The sequence below is a fragment of the Cystobacter fuscus genome, assembly GCF_044360685.1.
In the GTDB taxonomy this organism is placed as follows: domain Bacteria; phylum Myxococcota; class Myxococcia; order Myxococcales; family Myxococcaceae; genus Cystobacter; species Cystobacter fuscus_C.
The window spans coordinates 2,057,809-2,074,883 of record NZ_CP043491.1; the positions used below are offsets into that span (position 1 = coordinate 2,057,809).

At 69.6% G+C, this 17,075-nt stretch carries 14 protein-coding genes; 8 read left to right on the forward strand and 6 right to left on the reverse strand.

Going from position 1 to position 17,075, the window contains the following annotated elements; translation table 11 throughout:
* Positions 1–29 precede the first annotated feature (29 nt).
* The 5 genes from F0U63_RS08600 to F0U63_RS08620 form a co-directional block, all read right to left on the reverse strand.
* Positions 30–1,502 carry a sensor histidine kinase gene (locus F0U63_RS08600; RefSeq protein WP_395845400.1) on the reverse strand — a complete coding sequence of 491 codons (1,473 nt, stop codon included), beginning with the start codon at positions 1,500–1,502 and terminating at the stop codon, positions 30–32.
* A gap of 60 nt (positions 1,503–1,562) precedes the next feature.
* Entirely contained in the window at positions 1,563–2,045 is a 483-nt protein-coding gene (locus F0U63_RS08605) for a hypothetical protein (RefSeq protein WP_395845401.1), read from the reverse strand.
* Between the two features lie 148 nt (positions 2,046–2,193).
* Positions 2,194–3,135 carry a type VI immunity family protein gene (locus F0U63_RS08610; RefSeq protein ID WP_395845402.1) on the reverse strand — a complete coding sequence of 314 codons (942 nt, stop codon included), beginning with the start codon at positions 3,133–3,135 and terminating at the stop codon, positions 2,194–2,196.
* Complete coding sequence (locus tag F0U63_RS08615; protein WP_395845403.1) at positions 3,132–3,890, reverse strand: hypothetical protein; 759 nt, start codon at positions 3,888–3,890, stop codon at positions 3,132–3,134. The genes F0U63_RS08610 and F0U63_RS08615 overlap by 4 nt, the downstream gene beginning before the upstream one ends.
* A gap of 1,343 nt (positions 3,891–5,233) precedes the next feature.
* Positions 5,234–5,731, reverse strand: a complete 498-nt coding sequence (locus F0U63_RS08620; protein ID WP_395845404.1) for a hypothetical protein — start codon at positions 5,729–5,731, stop codon at positions 5,234–5,236.
* A gap of 250 nt (positions 5,732–5,981) precedes the next feature.
* Between F0U63_RS08620 and F0U63_RS08625 the strand changes: the two genes are divergently transcribed.
* From F0U63_RS08625 to F0U63_RS08640, 4 genes are all read left to right on the forward strand, one after another.
* Positions 5,982–7,328 (forward strand): TolC family protein, encoded by a 1,347-nt coding sequence (locus F0U63_RS08625; RefSeq protein WP_395845405.1) that lies wholly within the window; start codon positions 5,982–5,984, stop codon positions 7,326–7,328.
* Between the two features lie 40 nt (positions 7,329–7,368).
* A complete protein-coding gene (locus F0U63_RS08630) occupies positions 7,369–8,538 on the forward strand; it encodes an efflux RND transporter periplasmic adaptor subunit (protein WP_395845406.1) in 1,170 nt (389 codons plus the stop codon).
* 21 nt (positions 8,539–8,559) lie between these two features.
* Complete coding sequence (locus F0U63_RS08635; RefSeq protein WP_395845407.1) at positions 8,560–11,715, forward strand: efflux RND transporter permease subunit; 3,156 nt, start codon at positions 8,560–8,562, stop codon at positions 11,713–11,715.
* Between the two features lie 140 nt (positions 11,716–11,855).
* On the forward strand, positions 11,856–12,077 hold the full coding sequence (locus F0U63_RS08640; RefSeq protein ID WP_395845408.1) for a hypothetical protein: 222 nt from the start codon (positions 11,856–11,858) through the stop codon (positions 12,075–12,077).
* A 100-nt stretch (positions 12,078–12,177) separates the two neighbouring features.
* On the opposite strand, the gene radA is transcribed toward F0U63_RS08640, so the two are convergent.
* On the reverse strand, positions 12,178–13,539 hold the full coding sequence (gene radA, locus F0U63_RS08645; protein ID WP_095984867.1) for a DNA repair protein RadA: 1,362 nt from the start codon (positions 13,537–13,539) through the stop codon (positions 12,178–12,180).
* Positions 13,540–13,725: 186 nt separating this feature from the next.
* On the opposite strand from radA, the gene F0U63_RS08650 reads away from it, so the two are divergent.
* The 4 genes from F0U63_RS08650 to bioD all read left to right on the forward strand — a co-directional run bounded on the left by F0U63_RS08650 (position 13,726) and on the right by bioD (position 17,069).
* Positions 13,726–13,995 carry a GlsB/YeaQ/YmgE family stress response membrane protein gene (locus F0U63_RS08650; RefSeq protein WP_395845409.1) on the forward strand — a complete coding sequence of 90 codons (270 nt, stop codon included), beginning with the start codon at positions 13,726–13,728 and terminating at the stop codon, positions 13,993–13,995.
* A 146-nt stretch (positions 13,996–14,141) separates the two neighbouring features.
* Complete coding sequence (bioB, locus tag F0U63_RS08655; protein WP_395845410.1) at positions 14,142–15,173, forward strand: biotin synthase BioB; 1,032 nt, start codon at positions 14,142–14,144, stop codon at positions 15,171–15,173.
* On the forward strand, positions 15,170–16,342 hold the full coding sequence (gene bioF / locus F0U63_RS08660; RefSeq protein ID WP_395845411.1) for an 8-amino-7-oxononanoate synthase: 1,173 nt from the start codon (positions 15,170–15,172) through the stop codon (positions 16,340–16,342). The genes bioB and bioF overlap by 4 nt, the downstream gene beginning before the upstream one ends.
* A 13-nt stretch (positions 16,343–16,355) precedes the next feature.
* Positions 16,356–17,069 carry a dethiobiotin synthase gene (gene bioD / locus F0U63_RS08665; RefSeq protein ID WP_395845412.1) on the forward strand — a complete coding sequence of 238 codons (714 nt, stop codon included), beginning with the start codon at positions 16,356–16,358 and terminating at the stop codon, positions 17,067–17,069.
* Positions 17,070–17,075: the final 6 nt, after the last annotated feature.

Below are 17,075 nucleotides of genomic sequence, written 5' to 3' on the forward strand. Positions count from 1 at the left end.
GCAGGGCGGACAGGTGCTGGCCCGCCGGGTCAAAGAGGAGGCAGTGGAGCGGCCCGGGGAAGGGTGAGTTCGAAACAAGTCACCCCCGGCGTGGGGACCAGGCGCAGGTCGCCGCCGTGGGCCCGGGCGATCTTGCGCGACAGGGGCAGGCCCAGGCCCGTGCCCTTCTGCCGGGTGGTGAAGAAGGGCTCGAAGATGCGCTCGCGTTCGGCCTCGGGCACGCCCGCGCCGGGGTCCTCGACGCGGATGGTGTAGTGGGGGCCCTCGCCGCGGCCCGTCACCCGCACGAGGCCCCCGGGAGGGGTGGCCTGCACGGCGTTCTTCACCAGGTTCACCACCGCGGCCGTCAAGAGGCTGCCATCGGCCTCCAGCACGGCCTCCTCCGCCTCCACGCGCACCTCCACCTGCCGCGCCGCCGCGTCCGAGGTGAGCAGGCCCCGCGCCTCCCAGAGCAGCTCCGAGGCCGCCACGCTCGCGCGCGAGAGCGGCTGCTCGCGGGCGAAGGCGAGGAAGTCCTCGACGATGCGCTGCAGGTAGTCCACCTCGTGCTGGATGCGCGCCACGTGCCCGGCGGCCTCCTGGGTGGCGCCCGCCTTCAGGTCCTCGGTGAGCAGGCCCGAGAAGAGCGAGATGCCGCCCAGGGGGTTGCGCACCTCGTGGGCCACGCCCGCGAGCATCAGCTTGAGCTGCCGGTCGCGGCTCTCGAGCGCCCCGCGCATCACCTCCAGCTCGCGCGCCAGCACGCCAATCTCCCGGGTGGGCTCGGGGGGGACGGGGGTGGTCAGGTCACCCCGGCCGATGCGCAGCGCCGAGTCCATGAGCCGGCGCAGGGGCCGGGCGAGCCCACGCGCGGTGAAGAGCGCCACGAGCGCGAGCACCCCGAGTGCGCCCGTGCTCGCCGCCGCGAAGCCCCGGGACAGGCGCGCGAGCGGGCCGAAGAAGGCGGCGCTGCCCTCCACCGCCACGGCGCCCACCACCTCGCCCTCGCGGCGCACGGGCGCGTAGCCCGTCTTGTAGAGCAGGCCGTCCGAGCCCTGGAAGAGGACCTGGCTCGCGGCGCGCTGCCCGGAGAAGACGCGCGACAGCTCGAGCCGGTCGCGGGCGAGCTCGGGGACCTCGGTGCCCACGGGGAGGCCGCCGCCCACGTCGGCGCGCACCTGGCCGCGGGTGTCCACGACGTACACGCGGCGCACGCCGCTGGCGGCGCGCACGTCGGTGAGCAGGCGCACGAGGTTGCGCCACGTGCGCGTGCCGGTGGTGTCGTCCCCCGGCTCGATGGTGAGCATGCGCTCGCCGCTCACCTGGGTGGCGGTGGCCGCGGCGATGGCGGTGAGGCTCGTGCCCAGCTCGTCCTCGAGGATGCCGCGGGCGAGCGCGTAGACGGCGGTGCCGGTGAGGGCGAGGAAGAGCAGGGTGGGCAGGAGGAAGGCCACGAGCAGGCGCGCCGAGAGCGAGCCGAGCGCGTCCGACAGCCGGGGGGTGAGCGGGGTCCAGGGGGCCATGGGCGGGGACCCCACTCTACTGGAGATGGGCGCGCTCCATCGGGTGGCGCCCGTGCCCGGTCAGCCGGCGGTGCAGGACAGGGAGAAGACGCGGCCGTTCAGCGGGCTTCCCGTGTTGCGGTAGGTGGCCGAGCTGGACGTGCGCTGGGCGTTGATCTCCATCGTCCAGGCGCCCGCGTTCTTGGTGTCATCGATGTCGAAGTACACGAGGCATCCGCCCACGGCGGCGCCATCTTGGTCCTTGCGCCACATGTTGATGCCCGTGGTCCATAGGCTGCCATCCGCCAGGTTGCAGGTGGCCATCACGCTTTCGTCCGACATGACGTAGACCGTGTGGACGAGAGCAAAATTCGCCGTGCCGTTGTTGGCCGCTCCGGTGCACACGTAGCTCGTGCTCAAGGTGGCACCCGGGGCTCCCGGAGCGCCCGCGGGACCCTGGGCACCGGCGGGACCCTGGGGGCCGGGAGGGCCCGCGGGGCCGGGTTCGCCGGGGCCGCAGGCAGTGGCGAGCAGGGACAGCAGGACGAGGGACGTGAGACGCATGGGGACTCCCAATCGGCGGGTGAGGGCGCGCACCCTATGTGTCTCGTTCGAGATGGTCGCTACCCCGTAGGAAGCATGGCGCGGAGGGGCGCGGTCTGCGACCCTCGCGCGTGCGCGGGCCACGTGACTTCGAGGGTGCCTCGGCCTATCAGGTCATGAATCGGCGCTCCCAGTGACGCAGTTGCTCCAGGGAGAAGCTGAACCAGCGCGGTTTCTCCTGATGCAGGAAGGGCTCCAGCACCCGGGCCAGGGCCCGATACGGATGTAGCTCGCCCTGCCGTTGCACTTCCCCTGTCGTTGGTTCCGCCCCGAGCGCCACCAGCACCTTTTCTTCCCCGAGTTCTTCGACGGAGACCTGGGGTGAATCGAGTTGCTGGCGAAGACGTTCCGCCCCTCCGAGTTGTCCGAGCAGCGGCTGTCCGTAGAAGTTCAACCAGTACGCCCCGCGAACCCGTGTGCCGAGTTCCATGGACGCGTCGCTCAGGTCATGCACATCCAGACCCGGGTAGCGGAAGCAATTCTCGTGTACCGCACGGACGACATCTCGGTATCGCAAAAGGTAGTTGAAGGCGAGACTGACATAGCCGGAGTTGATGGGAAGCTCGCGAGCCATCGCCACGGCCATGTCCCTGACTCGCGAGGGGCCCTGCTCCTCCAGGTACTCCGTGGGCAACCAGAAGGACAGCGCGCTGACGGCTTGTGCCCAGGCAGGGCGTTCGAAGGTGGCGCGTTGTCTGCCGTAGTACTCGACATGGAATCCCCCCACCTGGCTTTTATGCTCTTCCAGTTGGAGGAGGCAACTGATGGGATCACGCAATTTTTCTCGAACTCTTGCCCACTGCCCGCTGTCCAGTGGTCGCATGACCGTCTCGACGCCCTCTTCATCGGGGTCGTCGTCACTCTCTGGCTCCAGGGACCAGCCTAGCTTCTCGGGTCCTACCGCATCGAGGTAGATGTCCAGGGCGCGCATGACGGCTTGTGATATTTCATTGTGCGGACGACGCATGAAAAAGCAGAGGATCAGCCCCTCACGTAGATCCAACTGGCCATGATCGTCGTATTGTCTGATCCTCGGGTATTGCTCGATCATCGAATGACGCCCTTTCTACCGGGCGCGACGCGCCCAGGCTGTACACCGAACGCATCCTCGTATATTCGCCCTTGTGTTTTGTCTCGGTAAGGGCCTTGTTCGTAGATGCGCCATGTGGGAGGTTTGTCGTCCCCGCAGGGAAACTTGAAGTCGTAGACAAGCCGGGCTTGTGTTGGATCTCCTGAGTGGATGACGACATCCGGTTTCAACGTGCCCCTGAGTTCGTGTTTCCGCCCCTGCCGTATCAAGCGTTGTTCTTCTTCTGTGCTCACGCGCCTGAGTTTCTTCGTCGACGAATTGTACTGGTAACGCTGCTCGATGCTGAATTGCCCCTTGATAAGTCTGCTGAGCTTCTCCTTGACGCAGTTGGATGCTTCTTGGTGCTTCTCATTGCCCAACTGCATGGCTCGGGTCACTCGTTTCCCGTTGGCGTCTTTCCCCACCTCCTCGTTGCACCTGACGGAGTCGAGGATTTCGCCTTTGGGCCGTCTCGAATCGATGGTTCGATCCGCCAGATCCACACACTCCTCCATCACCCTGTCCAACTCCTCCTGGAGCTTCTTGAACTGGACGGCATCGTTCATGTTGACCAACACCGCTGCTGTCCCAGTCGCCGCGACGGTCGCGACGGCGATCATTGGACCCTTGCTGCTGGAGGCCTTGACCTGTTGAGGGGTGGAGGAACTCCGGAAGGCCGTGCCTTCCACTGCCTCGATCCCGTCGCATGCTTCAGGCTCCTCGGGGTGGTTCTTCACGCAGCAGCTATGGGTCGTATCGGCGGGCGTGCAATTGGCGCCCGCGTAACAACCGTTGGTGCCCATGCTGGCGAGCAGGATGATCAGGGATGCCGTCCGTGCCTCGCACCTTCTGGTGGGGTGGGCTCGAGCAGCCACAGGGTGAGTGCTGGTCCGCCGTACCTTGGGAGCTTTGCGTCCTGTGGCCATGTGCACATGCTACCGCGCGAGGCTTCCGGTTCCGGCGGTGAAATGGTGCGCCGGGCTGACTGGAGAGGTAACATGGTCGGCGTGATGTACCAGCACGGACGGGCACAGCCGCTAGATAGGGATGGACTGTTGGATTCGAGCGAGAGGACGCGTCGATGACGAAGTGGCGCGTTGTGCTGGGGATCTCCGCCGCATCGTTGTTGATTCTCCCACTGGTGGGAATCCTCCTGCTCTGGCACCGGGCCCCTGCTGAGCAATTTGTCGAGGGGTGGCACGTCGCTGCCTGGTTGCCGCCCGCGGAGGCCCGTCAACGGCTGACCCTGCTCCAGCCATGCCAGGGGGATGCGCAGTGTGATCCTCCGCTCGTGTGTTTTCACGATCCGCGCTACCAGATGCGGAGGTGCACGATCAGTGGATGCGAATCCGATCGGTGGTGCGCGCCCTATGGGAACGTCTGCCGTGCCATCCCCGTGCGTGGACGGCGGATGGCCTTGCGCCAGTGTGTCTTCGTGGGCTCGCGCAAGGAGGGGGAACGATGCATTCGGGAGCCTCTGCTGGCCTCGAGGGAATGGGCTTGTGGGGAGGGACTCGTTTGCGCGGGTTCTGGCTGGTGCGGCCGGCGGTGTGTACCTGGTGAGGAGGGAACGTGTTCGGAGGGCTTCTTCTGTGCTCGCGGTGACCCCGAAGGGCCCGTGTGCCTGCCCACGTGTGAGGACCGTGAGTGCGCCGAGGACCAGGAGTGTGTTCGCCTGGAGGGCGGCGTGTCGGCGTGCCTCGTGGTTCTGGGTCAATCATGCCTCAGCGACCTGCCTTGTCCCGACGGTAAGGTCTGCGAGACGGAGCCCTTCCTCACCTTGGTGGGGCGTGCCCAGGGCCAGTGCGTCCAGCCCTGTGGACACGAGGGGGAGGCGAGCTGTCCGGAAGACTCCGCGTGTGTCCAGGGCCGGTGCCGCCAACGCTGCTCCTTGTCGGGCCCCTCCCCGTGTGTGAACGAGTTCTGCGTGAGCACCGATGACGCGGGCAACGGTGTCTGTATGTTCTCGCCGGAGCAATGGGACATGGACACCGAGCCAACCCCGGAGGGGGGGTGACCCGGTGCGAGACCTCCGTGCCCGCGTACCGGGGCCGGAGGTCATCCACCGTGAAGCCAATGACTACTTGCTGTCGATGACCCGGCTGATGCGCAGGATCTTGGCGTGGCCAGCGGGGCCGACGCTCGCGCCGATGCCCAGGATGGCCTCCACCTTGATTCCGGGAGCCGTGTGGGTCGCCTCCATCAGGCTGTCTTGCTTCTCCTGGCTGAGGCCCAGCGCGTTGAGATCCAACTCGGTGACCTGAAGCCCATCCTCGTCGGGCTTGTCCACCCGCGTGGCGATGAAGGCCGGGCAGGGCGGGGCGATGCAGCGGATGCCGCTGTCCCGGACGTAATAGGTGGCGCTCTGCTGGGTGGCGGCGGTCTCCGCCGCATTGCTCCCGGCTGGCGGGGTGTCGGCGGGCGGCGGGGTAGGCGTCTCGGTGGCGGGCTTGTCGGCCTGCGCGGGCGTTCCACCGGACTCGGAAGGCTTGGACTCGGGGGGCGGCGCATTGCGGCTGCATCCAGCGAGCAGGCCCAAGGCGAGGGTGGCGGCCAACAGCGGACGGCGTGCGGTCATGTGTGAACTCCAGCAAGGGACGCGCGCAATTTCGTCCCCTCCACGGGCGAATGTCACTGCCGGTGTTCCCACTCCCCACGCGCCCGGCACCAGGCGGTTCAAGAATCTTCAATGAAAGGATTTTGAAGTCCGGCCGCCACTTCAAGATCCTTGCAGTGACTCCTCGGCCCAACCCCTCGGAATCACTGGAAGTGGCGTGGGCACGCGGCTTGCCCAGGGACTCCCCCGAACCCCACCGGGAGCCCCTTTCGTGCGTCGTGTTCCACCTCTGCTCGTCTCCTGCCTGTTGCTGGGGGCCACCGCCGCCCCGGCCCAGTCCGATTCCCCCAGCGCCGCGCCAGCGCCCGCCGCCTCGTCCGCTTCCCTGACGCTCGCCTCGCTGCCCGACGAGAACGGCATGGCCGCGTTGCTGTGGGCACGCTCGCCCGAGTTCGCCACCGCCCGCGCCCGCATCGCCGCCGCGCGCGCCGAGCTGGTGCGCGCGCGCCAACTGCCCAATCCCGAGTTGGATCTCTCCGTCGGCACCATCGCCGTGGGGCCCACCAACCCGCCGGGGCTGAATCGGCTGACGCAGGTGCCCAACGCGGGCGTGGGCATCTCCGAGCTCATCGAGCTGGGCAAGCGCGGCCCCCGCCGTGACGCGGCCCAGGCGGCCCTGGCCTCCACCGCGCTCGAGGTGCAATCCAGCCTGCGCGAGCGCACCTATGACGTGCTGGAGCGCGCGGCGGAGGTGGCCACCGCCGAGGTGCGTCTGGCCGAGCTGGAGCGTCTGGCCGAGGACGCCGCGCGGCTCACGGAGCTGCAGCGTGTCCGGGCGCAGCGGGGTGACACCGCGGGCCTGGACGTGGACCGGGCCACGCTGGAGGAGACGCAGCTCCAGGGGCAGCTCGTCGAGGAGCACAGCCGGCTGGCTGGAGCGCTCCTGGAGTGCTCGCGGACGGTGGGGCTGTCCTGCTCTCCCTTCGGTGGCCGCGAGGCCGCGAGCCAATTCCTCTCTTCCCGCTTGTCGCGTCCGCTCCCGCCCTCCGAGGTGGAACAGCGGCCGGATCTGCTCTCGCTGGAGGCCCAGCGGCGCAGCGCTCAGTCCTCGCTCACGCTTGCCCGGCGGCGCTGGATTCCGGACCCCACCGTGCGCGTGGGCTACCTGCGCGACCAGTTCCTCATCTCCGGCAACCAGCGCGACTCGCTGGGCGTCAGTCTGTCTTTTCCCCTGCCCGTGTTCGATCATGGCCAGGCGGATGCGCTCGCCGCGAGCGCCCAGTCCGAGGCCTCCGAGCAGGCCCGGATGCGGCTCACCGCCCAGGCCGAGCGCGACACCCAATCCCTCACCACCCAGCGCGACGCGGTGGCGGCCCGGCGCGAGCGCGTGCGCCAGCAGACGCTGCCCCTGGCCTCCTCGCTGGTGCAGCGGCTGGAGGCGGCGGTGAAGGCCGGTGGGGCCTCGCTGCAGGACCTGCTGCTCGCCCGGCGCACCTACGGCCAGCTCCTGTTGGATGCCGCCGACATCGACCTCGCCGCCTTCCGCCTCTCGCTGGACCTGGACCGGGTGCGCTCGGCCGGTCCCAAGCCGCCGCCGGAGCTCGGCGAGCACTTCTAACCCCCCTTCCCACCCCTTTCCCCCCTTCGGAATCCCCCCCATGACCGCTTCCTCCTCCCGTCCTCCCCGCCGTCCCGTCTTGCTCGCCGCCGCCGGTCTCGGCGTGGGCGCCGCCATCTCCCTGGGCCTGGTGCTCGGCCGCCCATCGATCGCCGAGGCCGAGCCCACGCCCGCGTCTGGTCCCGTCGTCAAGGGCGAGAGCGTGCACCTGCCCCCGGAGGGGCCGCAGTGGCAGTACATCGAGCTCGCGGTGGCCGCGGAGGCGTCCGCGCTCGCGCCGCTGCCCGCGCCCGGCCGCGTGGACCTGGACGAGCGCCGCACCGCCTCCATGGGCGCGCCCCTGGCGGGCCGGGTGGATCAGGTGCGCGTGCGCATCGGAGATCGGGTGAAGGCGGGAGACCGGCTCTTCTCCGTGCGCTCGGCGGCCTACGCGGACCTGGATCGCGAGCAGAAGAGCGCCGAGACGGAGGTGGCGGACAAGCAGCGCGTGGCGGAGCGGCTGCGCGAGCTGGTGAGCCTGCAGGCCGCGCCGGAGAAGGAGCTCCTGGCCGCCGAGGCCGAGCTGCGCCAGGCGAAGCTGGCCCTGGAGGCGGCTCGGGCCAAGCGCGCGAGCCTCTCGGTGTCCGCCGAGGGGGACAACCTCTTCTGGGTGACGGCGCCGCGCGCGGGCACGGTGGTGGACCTGGACGTGGTGTCCAACCAGGAGGTGACGCCGGATCGCGACAAGCCGCTCGCACGCATCTCGGACTTGAGCGAGGTGCTGGTCATCGCGGACATGCAGGAGTCGGACGCCGCGGACCTGCGCGAGGGCCAGAGGGCCATCGTGCGCACGCAGTCGGGCGCGGTGGAGCGGCGCGGCACGGTGGAGCGTGTCTCGGAGGTGGTGGATCCGCGGCGGCGCACGGTGGAGGTGCGCGTGCGGGTGGTGAACGAGGACCGGGTGCTGCGTCCCAACGCCTTCATGGAGGTGACGCCCGAGGCGCCCGCGGACGTGAGGCGCGTGCGCGTGCCGGCCAGCGCGGTGGTGACGGATGGAGCGCGCTCGGTCGTCTTCGTGGCGCGGGAGGCCGGAAGGCTGGAGCGCGTGGCGGTGACGACGGGCCGCCGGAGGGACGGTGAGGTCGAGCTGCGCGCCGGGTTGGAGACGGGCAGCCGCTACGTCGCCCGCGGCGCGCTGCTGCTGGAGAACACCATCGAGCTGGCGGACTAACCGCGGACCGGAGACGCATCCATGTTCGACAAACTCGTAGACTTCTCACTCAAGAACCGGGCCGCTGTCGTCTTCTTCTCGGTGCTGGTCGCCATCTGGGGCTGGGTGAGCTTCCAGGGCCTCACCGTGGAGGCCTTCCCGGACCCCACGGACACGCAGGTGCAGGTGATTACCCTCTTTCCCGGCCAGCCCTCGGAGGAGGTGGAGCGGCAGATTGGCCTGCCGCTGGAGCGCGCGCTCAACGGCACCCCGGGCTTGAACCGGCTTCGCAACCTGTCGCTCTTCGGGCTGTCCTTCGTCACCCTCACCTTCAACGACGGGGTGGACGGACTGGCGGCGCGCCAGCAGGTGCTGGAGCGGTTGCGCGAAGTGGATCTGCCCGAGGGCATCACCCCGGAGCTGGGGCCCTACGCCACGCCCATTGGCGAGGTGTACCGCTACACGCTCAGCGGCGCGAAGGGGGACCCGATGAAGCTGCGCACCCTGCAGGACTGGGTGGTGCGCCCGATGATGCTGCGGGTCAACGGCGTGGCGGACGTGGTGTCCATCGGTGGCCTGCTGCGCGAGGTGCACGTGCAGCCGGATCCGGCGCGCCTGGCCTCCTTTGGCCTGACGCTGGACGATCTGGAGAAGGCCCTTCAGAGCGGGAGCAAGAACGCCTCGGGCGGCGTCCTGGAGCGCGGCGCCGAGCAGCTCGTCATCCGCAGCCAGGGCCTCTTCTCCACCCTGGACGACATCCGCGACGTGCGCGTGGCCACGCATGATGGCACGCCCGTCTTCATCAAGGACGTGGCGGAGGTGGCGGACGGCTGGGCCCCGCGCCAGGGCGTGGTGAGCCGTGGCACCAACCTCGATTCCGTGGAGGGCATCGTGCTGATGCGCCGCGGGGAGAATCCCTCCGAGGTGCTCGCGCGCCTGCGCGACTCGGTGGGGGAGATCAACCACCGCCTGGAGCAGGACGGGGCGAAGGTGGAGCCCTTCTATGATCGCACGGACCTGGTGAACACCACCCTCAAGACGGTGGGCCACAACCTGCTCGAGGGCGGCATCGTGGTGACGCTCGTCCTCTTCATCTTCCTGTTGGACCTGAGGGCGGCGCTGGTGGTGGGGACGCTGATTCCCCTCTCGCTGCTCAGCTCGTTCATCTACCTGAAGATGCGAGGCATGTCCGCCAACCTGTTGTCCCTGGGCGCGGTGGACTTCGGCGTCATCGTGGACGGTGGCGTGGTCATCATCGAGAGCATCCTGCTCAAGCTGGCGCTGGACCATGGGCATGGCCCTGGGGCGGCGCACGAGGACGTGCCGGTGGAGGAGCGCATCCGCCAGGCCACCTCGCAGGTGGTGCGGCCCACGGTGTTCTCCATGCTCATCATCATCGCGGCCTATCTGCCCATCTTCATGCTGGAGCGGGTGGAGGGGCGCATCTTCAGCCCCATGGCCAACACGGTGGTGGCGGCGCTGGTGGGCGCGCTCATCTTCTCGGTGACGCTGGTGCCGGTGCTCGCCTCGTTCGTCTATCGCAAGGGGGCCCGGCACAAGGAGAGCCCGGTGCTCAAGCTGGCCGAGCGCGCCTATGGCCCCACGCTGAAGTTCGCCCTCAAGCGGCCCGCGCTGGTGCTGGGCGTGGCCACGGCGGGCCTGGTGGTGGCGGGGGTGATGGTGCCGCGGTTGGGCAGCGAGTTCCTCCCCGCGCTCAACGAGGGCAGCATCTACATGACCTTCAGCCTGCCCCCCAATGTCTCCCTCACCGAGGGCCGCAAGCTGGTGCCGCGCATCACCCAGCTCATCGAGCAGGCGCCGCAGGTGGAGCAGGTGCTCTCCGCCCTGGGCCGCCCCGAGGACGGCACGGACGCCAAGCTGGCCAACAACCTGGAGTTCTTCGTCAAGCTCAGGCCGCCCCACGAGTGGCCCAAGGAGACGCCCACGCTCGACCTGGTGATGGACGCGCTCAAGAGGCCCATCGATGGCATCCCCGGCCTGGAGGTGAACTTCAGCCAGCCCATCGGCGACAACGTCAACGAGAGCATCTCCGGTCAGCAGGGACAGATCGCCGTGAAGCTCTTCGGTGACGACCTGGCGGCGCTGCAGGAGCTGGCGGAGAAGGTGAAGAACAGCATCTCCCACGTGGAGGGCGTGGCGGACCTGGGCCTGGTGAAGAGCGCGGCGGTGCTCCAGGTGCAGGTGACGCCGGACCGGGTGGCGCTCGCGCGCTACGGCATGGACATGGGCGAGTTCCAGCACGTGCTGCAGACGGCGCTCAGCGGCCAGCCGGTGAGCGAGTTCTGGGACGGGGAGCGGCGCTTCGACGTCGTCATGCGTCTGCCCTCCTCCAGCCGCGACGACGTGGAGAAGATCCGCAAGCTGCGTGTTCCGGTGGACGGTGGCGTGACGGTGCCGCTCGAGGCGCTGGCCCAGGTGGGCAATGGCCAGGGCCGCGCGTCCATCAATCGCGAGAATGGCCGGCGCTACATTGGCATCCGCATGAACGTGCGTGGGCGCGACATGGGCTCGTTCGTGGAGGAGGCCCGCGCGAAGGTGGCCAGGGACGTGCCCCTGCCCCAAGGGGTGGGCATCGAGTGGGGCGGCGAGTTCGAGAGCAAGGAGCGCGCGATGCACCGGCTGCTGACGGTGGTGCCGGTGGCGCTCGTGCTGACGCTGCTGCTGCTCTTCAAGGCGTTCAACTCGTTTGGCCGCGCGGTCATCACGCTGATGAACGTGCCCTTCGCGCTGATCGGAGGTGTCTTCGGCCTGTTCCTCGCGGGCATGCCGCTGTCGGTGGCGGCGGCGGTGGGCTTCATCGCGCTCATCGGCCAGGCGGCGCTCAACGGGGTGCTGGTGATGTCGGCCATCGCCGAGCGGCGCGAGGCGGGCGAGCCGCTGGAGTCGGCCATCCTCAACGGCGCGATGGAGCGTCTGCGGCCGGTGCTGATGACGGCGTCACTGGCGGCGCTGGGCCTGGTGCCGGCGTGCTTGAGCCGGGGTATCGGCTCGGAGACGCAGAAGCCCCTGGCGGTGGTGATCGTGGCGGGGACCATTTCCGCGTGCGTGCTGACGCTGGTGCTGCTGCCGGTGCTCTACCGCCTGTTCACCCAGTACACCGAGCGGCTGGTGGAGAGGATACCGGTGCGCTTCCTCGAGGTGGTGCCGTCGGCGGAGAAGATTCGCAAGGCGGGCTGAGCCGGCTTCCCCGGAAACCGCCCGGAAATGGTTCCGAAAATCCGGGAGGAAACTCCGGCTCTCAAGAATCGATAACCAATTTATCAAGCAGTTGGATTCAAACCTCAGCTTCGGCCCCGAGCGGGCCCAAGGAAAATCAAATGTCCTCTCTCTCTTCGATCGTGAATTCGGCTCAGGGTGCCATGGGTGGTCTGAGCGCTGCCCAGAACCAGATGCTCGCGACCGCTCCCGCCGAGATGAAGCCCTTCCTCGAGGCGCAGATGAAGATGCAGAAGGAGCAGGAGCTCAACCAGCTCATCGCGCAGATGATGAAGCAGATGCACGAGATGGGCATGTCCGTGCTCAAGAACATCGGCGGCTGATTCCCGCTCCTCGAGCGGCTCATCCGTACCGGCCTCGCGCGGTCCTCCGGAAGGGGGACGCGGCGCGGGGCCGGTCGTCTTTCGAAGGGGGCCGGCCCGCTCAGTCGAACATGGCGCCGAGCGCCTCGGACAGCGTCTCCACGCCGACCACCTCCAGCTTGGAGTCCTCGAGCCGCCGGGCGCTGCCCTTGGGGATGACGGCGCGCTGGAAGCCCATCTTCGCCGCCTCGGCGAGCCGCGGCTCCACCTGGCCCACCGCGCGCACCTCGCCCGCGAGTCCCACCTCGCCGAGCACCAGGGTATGCGCCTCGAGCGGCCGGTTCTGCAGGCTGCTCACCAGGGCCGCGCACACCGCCAGGTCACACGCCGGCTCGGACAACTGCATGCCTCCGGCCACGTTGACGAAGAGGTCGCAGCCCACCAGCGGAATGTCCTCCTTCTTCTCCAGCACCGCGGCGAGCAGGGCCACGCGGTTGCCGTCCACGCCGATGGCCGTGCGCCGCGCGGTGCCGTAGCCCGTGGGTGCCACCAGCGCCTGCACCTCCACCAGCAGGGGGCGCGTGCCATTGAGCGTGCACGTCACCACGCTGCCCGCCTTGCCCGCCGGGCGCTCGGCGAGGAAGAGCGCCGAGGGGTCGGCCACCTCCACGAGCCCCGCTCCCTTCATCTCGAAGACTCCAATCTCGTTCGTCGAGCCGAAGCGGTTCTTGTGCGCCCGCAGAATCCGGAAGGGGTGGCCGCGCTCGCCCTCGAAGTAGAGGACGGTGTCCACCATGTGCTCGAGCACGCGCGGGCCCGCGATGGAGCCCTCCTTCGTCACGTGGCCCACGAGGAAGGTGGGCACGCCGCTGCGCTTGGCGTAGGCCATGAAGCGCCCGGCCACCTCGCGCACCTGGGAGATGCTCCCCGGCGCGCTGCCCAGCTCCGGCAGGTACATGGTCTGGATGGAGTCCACCACCAGGGCCCGGGGCTTGAGCGACTCGGCCACCGAGAGCACCCGGTCCGCGTCCGTCTCCGCGAAGAGGTGGATGGCCTCGCCCTCCACCCGGAGGCGCTCGGCGCGCATCTTCGTCTGCCGCAGCGACTCCTCGCCCGACACGTAGAGCACCGGGCCCGCGTGGCCCAGCCGATCCAGCGCGGCGAGCAGCAGCGTGGACTTGCCGATGCCGGGGTCTCCGCCGAGCAGCACCAGCGAGCCGTCCACCACTCCGCCGCCGAGGACCCGGTCGAACTCGGCGATGCCCGTGTGCCGGCGCTGCTCCTGCTCGCCGCTCACCTCGCGCAGCCGCACCGGCTTGGAGGCTCCGCCCGAGGCGCCCCAGGCCGGGCGCTTCTCGTCCACCTTCGTCTCGGTCTCCTCCACCAGCGAGCTCCACGCGCCGCAGTCAGGGCACTTCCCCAACCACTTCGCCGACTGGTACCCGCATGCCTGACACGCGTAATGCGTCTTCGCCTTCGCCATGGAGGTTGTTCTCTAGCGCACCCCTCCCACGCCGCCCCACTTCATTTCCTGGCTGGATGGAGAGCGAGCAGGGAGGCGTGGGGATTCATCGGAATCCGCCGGATCAAGTTGTGCTCCGGGGAGGGGCTCCCCAAGTTGCAGACCACTGGGGCCGCACGGGGCGGTGCCCGATCGAGGAGAGAACAGATGAGCATCATTTGGTTCATCGTGGTGGGTCTGGTGGCGGGTCTGATCGCGCGTGCTCTGGTTCCGGGCCGCCAGTCCATGGGTCTCATCATGACGATGATCCTGGGCATCGTGGGTTCGTTCGTGGGTGGCTTCATCGGCGCGCTGTTCTCGCCGGGCCGGAGCGTGCTCGACCTGCAGCCCTCGGGTCTCATCATGTCGGTGATTGGCTCCATCGTCGTGTTGTTCCTGGCGGGCTGGGCGGGCCGCGGACGCAGAATCCACGCCTGATAGGGCGGGCCTTCGGGGGGATGACCTCCGTAAGTTCCTGATTTCAGATTGATTTTCGGCACGCCCGGGGGTTGTCAACCCGGGCGTGCTGCGTGGTTGACAACGATGGGGCCATCCACGACGTTCGGCGCTCTTCCGAGGAGCCCATGTCCGCCCACGCCCCTTCCGACGACTCGTTCCACGGCCACGCCCACTTCGCCACGCCGCCTCCCGGAGTCACCGTCCGCCATGACTGGACGCTGCCCGAGGTGCGCGCCCTCTACGCGCTGCCGCTCCTGGAGCTCATCCACAAGGCGCAGACCGTCCACCGGGCCGTCTTCCAGGACAACAAGGTGCAGCTGTGTTCGCTCCTGTCCATCAAGACGGGCGGCTGTCCCGAGGACTGCGGCTACTGCCCCCAGGCGGCGCGTCACCACACGGGCGTGAAGGCCGAGAAGCTCATGCCGGTGGCGGCCGTGCTCGAGTCCGCCGCGCAGGCCCGGGCCGCGGGCGCCACGCGCTTCTGCATGGGCGCGGCCTGGCGCGAGGTGAAGGACGGTCCCCAGTTCGACAGCGTCCTGGAGATGGTCAAGGGCGTGAAGGCGCTCGGCATGGAGGCGTGCGCCACGCTGGGCATGCTCTCCGAGAGCCAGGCGGCGCGGCTGCGCGAGGCGGGCCTGTCCGCCTACAACCACAACCTGGACACCTCGGCCGAGCACTACGGCGACATCATCTCCACGCGCACGTATGACGATCGGCTGCGCACGCTCGAGCGCGTGCGCAAGGCGGGCATCTCCGTGTGCTCGGGCGGCATCATCGGCCTGGGCGAGAGCGTGGAGGACCGCTGCGGGCTGCTGCTCACGCTGGCCAACCAGGAGGTGCACCCGGAGTCGGTGCCCATCAACGCGCTGGTGGCGGTGAAGGGCACGCCCCTGGAGAACCAGAAGCCGGTGGAGTCGGTGGAGATGGTGCGCACCATCGCCACGGCGCGTCTGCTCATGCCCCTGTCCATGGTGCGCCTGTCCGCGGGCCGCAAGCAGATGAACGAGGAGGCGCAGCTGCTCTGCATGCTCGCGGGCGCCAACTCCATCTTCTTCGGCGACAAGCTGCTCACCACGGGTAACCCCGAGTACGCCCAGGACATGGCCCTGCTGGAGAAGGCGGGCATCCGGCCGCTGGAGCCGGACACGTCCCGGTGAGCGCGCGTGCCACGGGCGTGGCCACCGCTTGGGCCGAGGAGGGGCTTTCCGCCCTGAAGGCCCGGGGGCTGCGCCGCTATCTGGAGCCGCTCGACTCCGCCCAGGGGCCACTCGTGCGCCTGGGCGGCGAGACGCTCGTCAACTTCGCCTCCAACGACTACCTGGGTCTGGCCGCGTCGCCCACCGTGCGCGCCGCGGCCGCCGCCGCGCTCGAGGTGCATGGCGTGGGCTCCGGCGCGAGCCGGCTCGTGGTGGGCGACACCTCCGCGCACCAGCGGCTGGAGGCCCGGCTCGCCGCCTTCGAGCGCGCCGAGGCCGTGCTCCTGTTCAACTCGGGCTACGCGGCCAACGTGGGCACCCTCCAGGCGCTCGTGGGCCCAGAGGACGCCGTCTTCTCCGACGCCCTCAACCATGCCTCCCTCATCGACGGCTGCCGGCTGTCACGCGCCCGCACGGTCGTCTACCCCCACTCGGACGTCGAGGCGCTGGAGCGCGCCCTGGCCTCCACCCCCGCGCGCCGCCGGCTCGTCGTCACCGACACCGTGTTCTCCATGGATGGAGACGTCGCCCCCCTGCGCGACATCGTCCAGGTGTGCCAGGCCCACGGCGCGGCGCTCCTCGTCGACGAGGCGCATGCCACGGGGGTGCTCGGCGAGCGGGGGGCGGGCTTGTGCGAGGCGCTGGGCCTGGAAGGGGCCGTGGACGTGCGCATGGGCACGTTGAGCAAGTCGCTCGGCGGGCTGGGCGCGTACATCGCCGCGTCCCGCCCGGTGGTGGACTTCGTGCTCCAGCGCGCCCGGCCCCTCGTCTACTCCACCGCGCTGCCCGCCGCCCTGTGCGCCGCGGCCGAGGCCGCCGTGGACATCGTCGAGCGCGATGACTCGCTGCGCGCCCGGCTGTGGCGCAACATCCACCGCTTCTCCAAGGGGCTGCGAGAGCTCGGCTTCGCCGCGGAGCCGCGCAGCGCCGTCTTCCCCGTCATCGTGGGCGAGCCCGAGCGCGCCGTCGCGGCGTCCCAGGCGCTGCGCTCGCGGGGCCTGCTCGTCAAGGCCATCCGCCCCCCCACCGTCCCCGAGGGCACCAGCCGCTTGCGCTTCTGCCTGTCCGCCGCGCATACCGAGGGTCAGCTCGACCTGGCGCTCGCCGCCCTGCGCTCCCTCAATCTCTGACACCGGAGGCCCCATGGCCCGTCGACGTGCGCTTCCCCCCGTCCCCCGCTTCTTCGTCACGGGCACGGACACCAGCGTGGGCAAGACCCAGGCCTCGCGTGCCCTGCTGTCCCTGATGGCCGACGCGGGGCTGTCCCCCCAGGGCTTCAAGCCCTACGAGAGCGGGTGTGCCTCGCTGCGCGCCCCCGCGGACGCGCTGAGCCTGCGCGAGGCCGCGCGCAGCGACCTGCCCCTGGACCTCGTCTGTCCCCACCGCTTCCGAGCGCCCCTGGCCCCGGGCATCGCCGCGCGCCGCCTCGGCCGAGAGCCCGACTGGGGCACCACCCTCGCCGCCTGGGAGCGGGTGGGGAAGGGCGCCGTGGTCGCGGAGGGGGCCGGCGGCCTCTTCGTCCCGCTCGACTCCTCCCACGACGTCATCGATCTCATCTCCACGCTCGGCCTGCCCGTGCTGCTCGTGGCCCGCGCGGGCCTGGGCACGCTCAACCATACGGCCCTGTCGCTCGAGGCCCTCGCCGCGCGCAACATCCCTGTCGCGGCGGTGCTGCTGTCGCGCAGCACCCCCACGCGCGACCCTTCCGAGCGCGACAACGCGGCGCTCATCGCCGAGCGTCATGGCGTCCGTGTCCTGGGCCCTGTTCCCTACCTGTTGCAGCCGGTACGCCGTCACGCGGCGTTCCGCGCGGCACTCGCCCCGCTGCTCGGGATGGATCGCGCGCGAGCCCGATAAATCGGC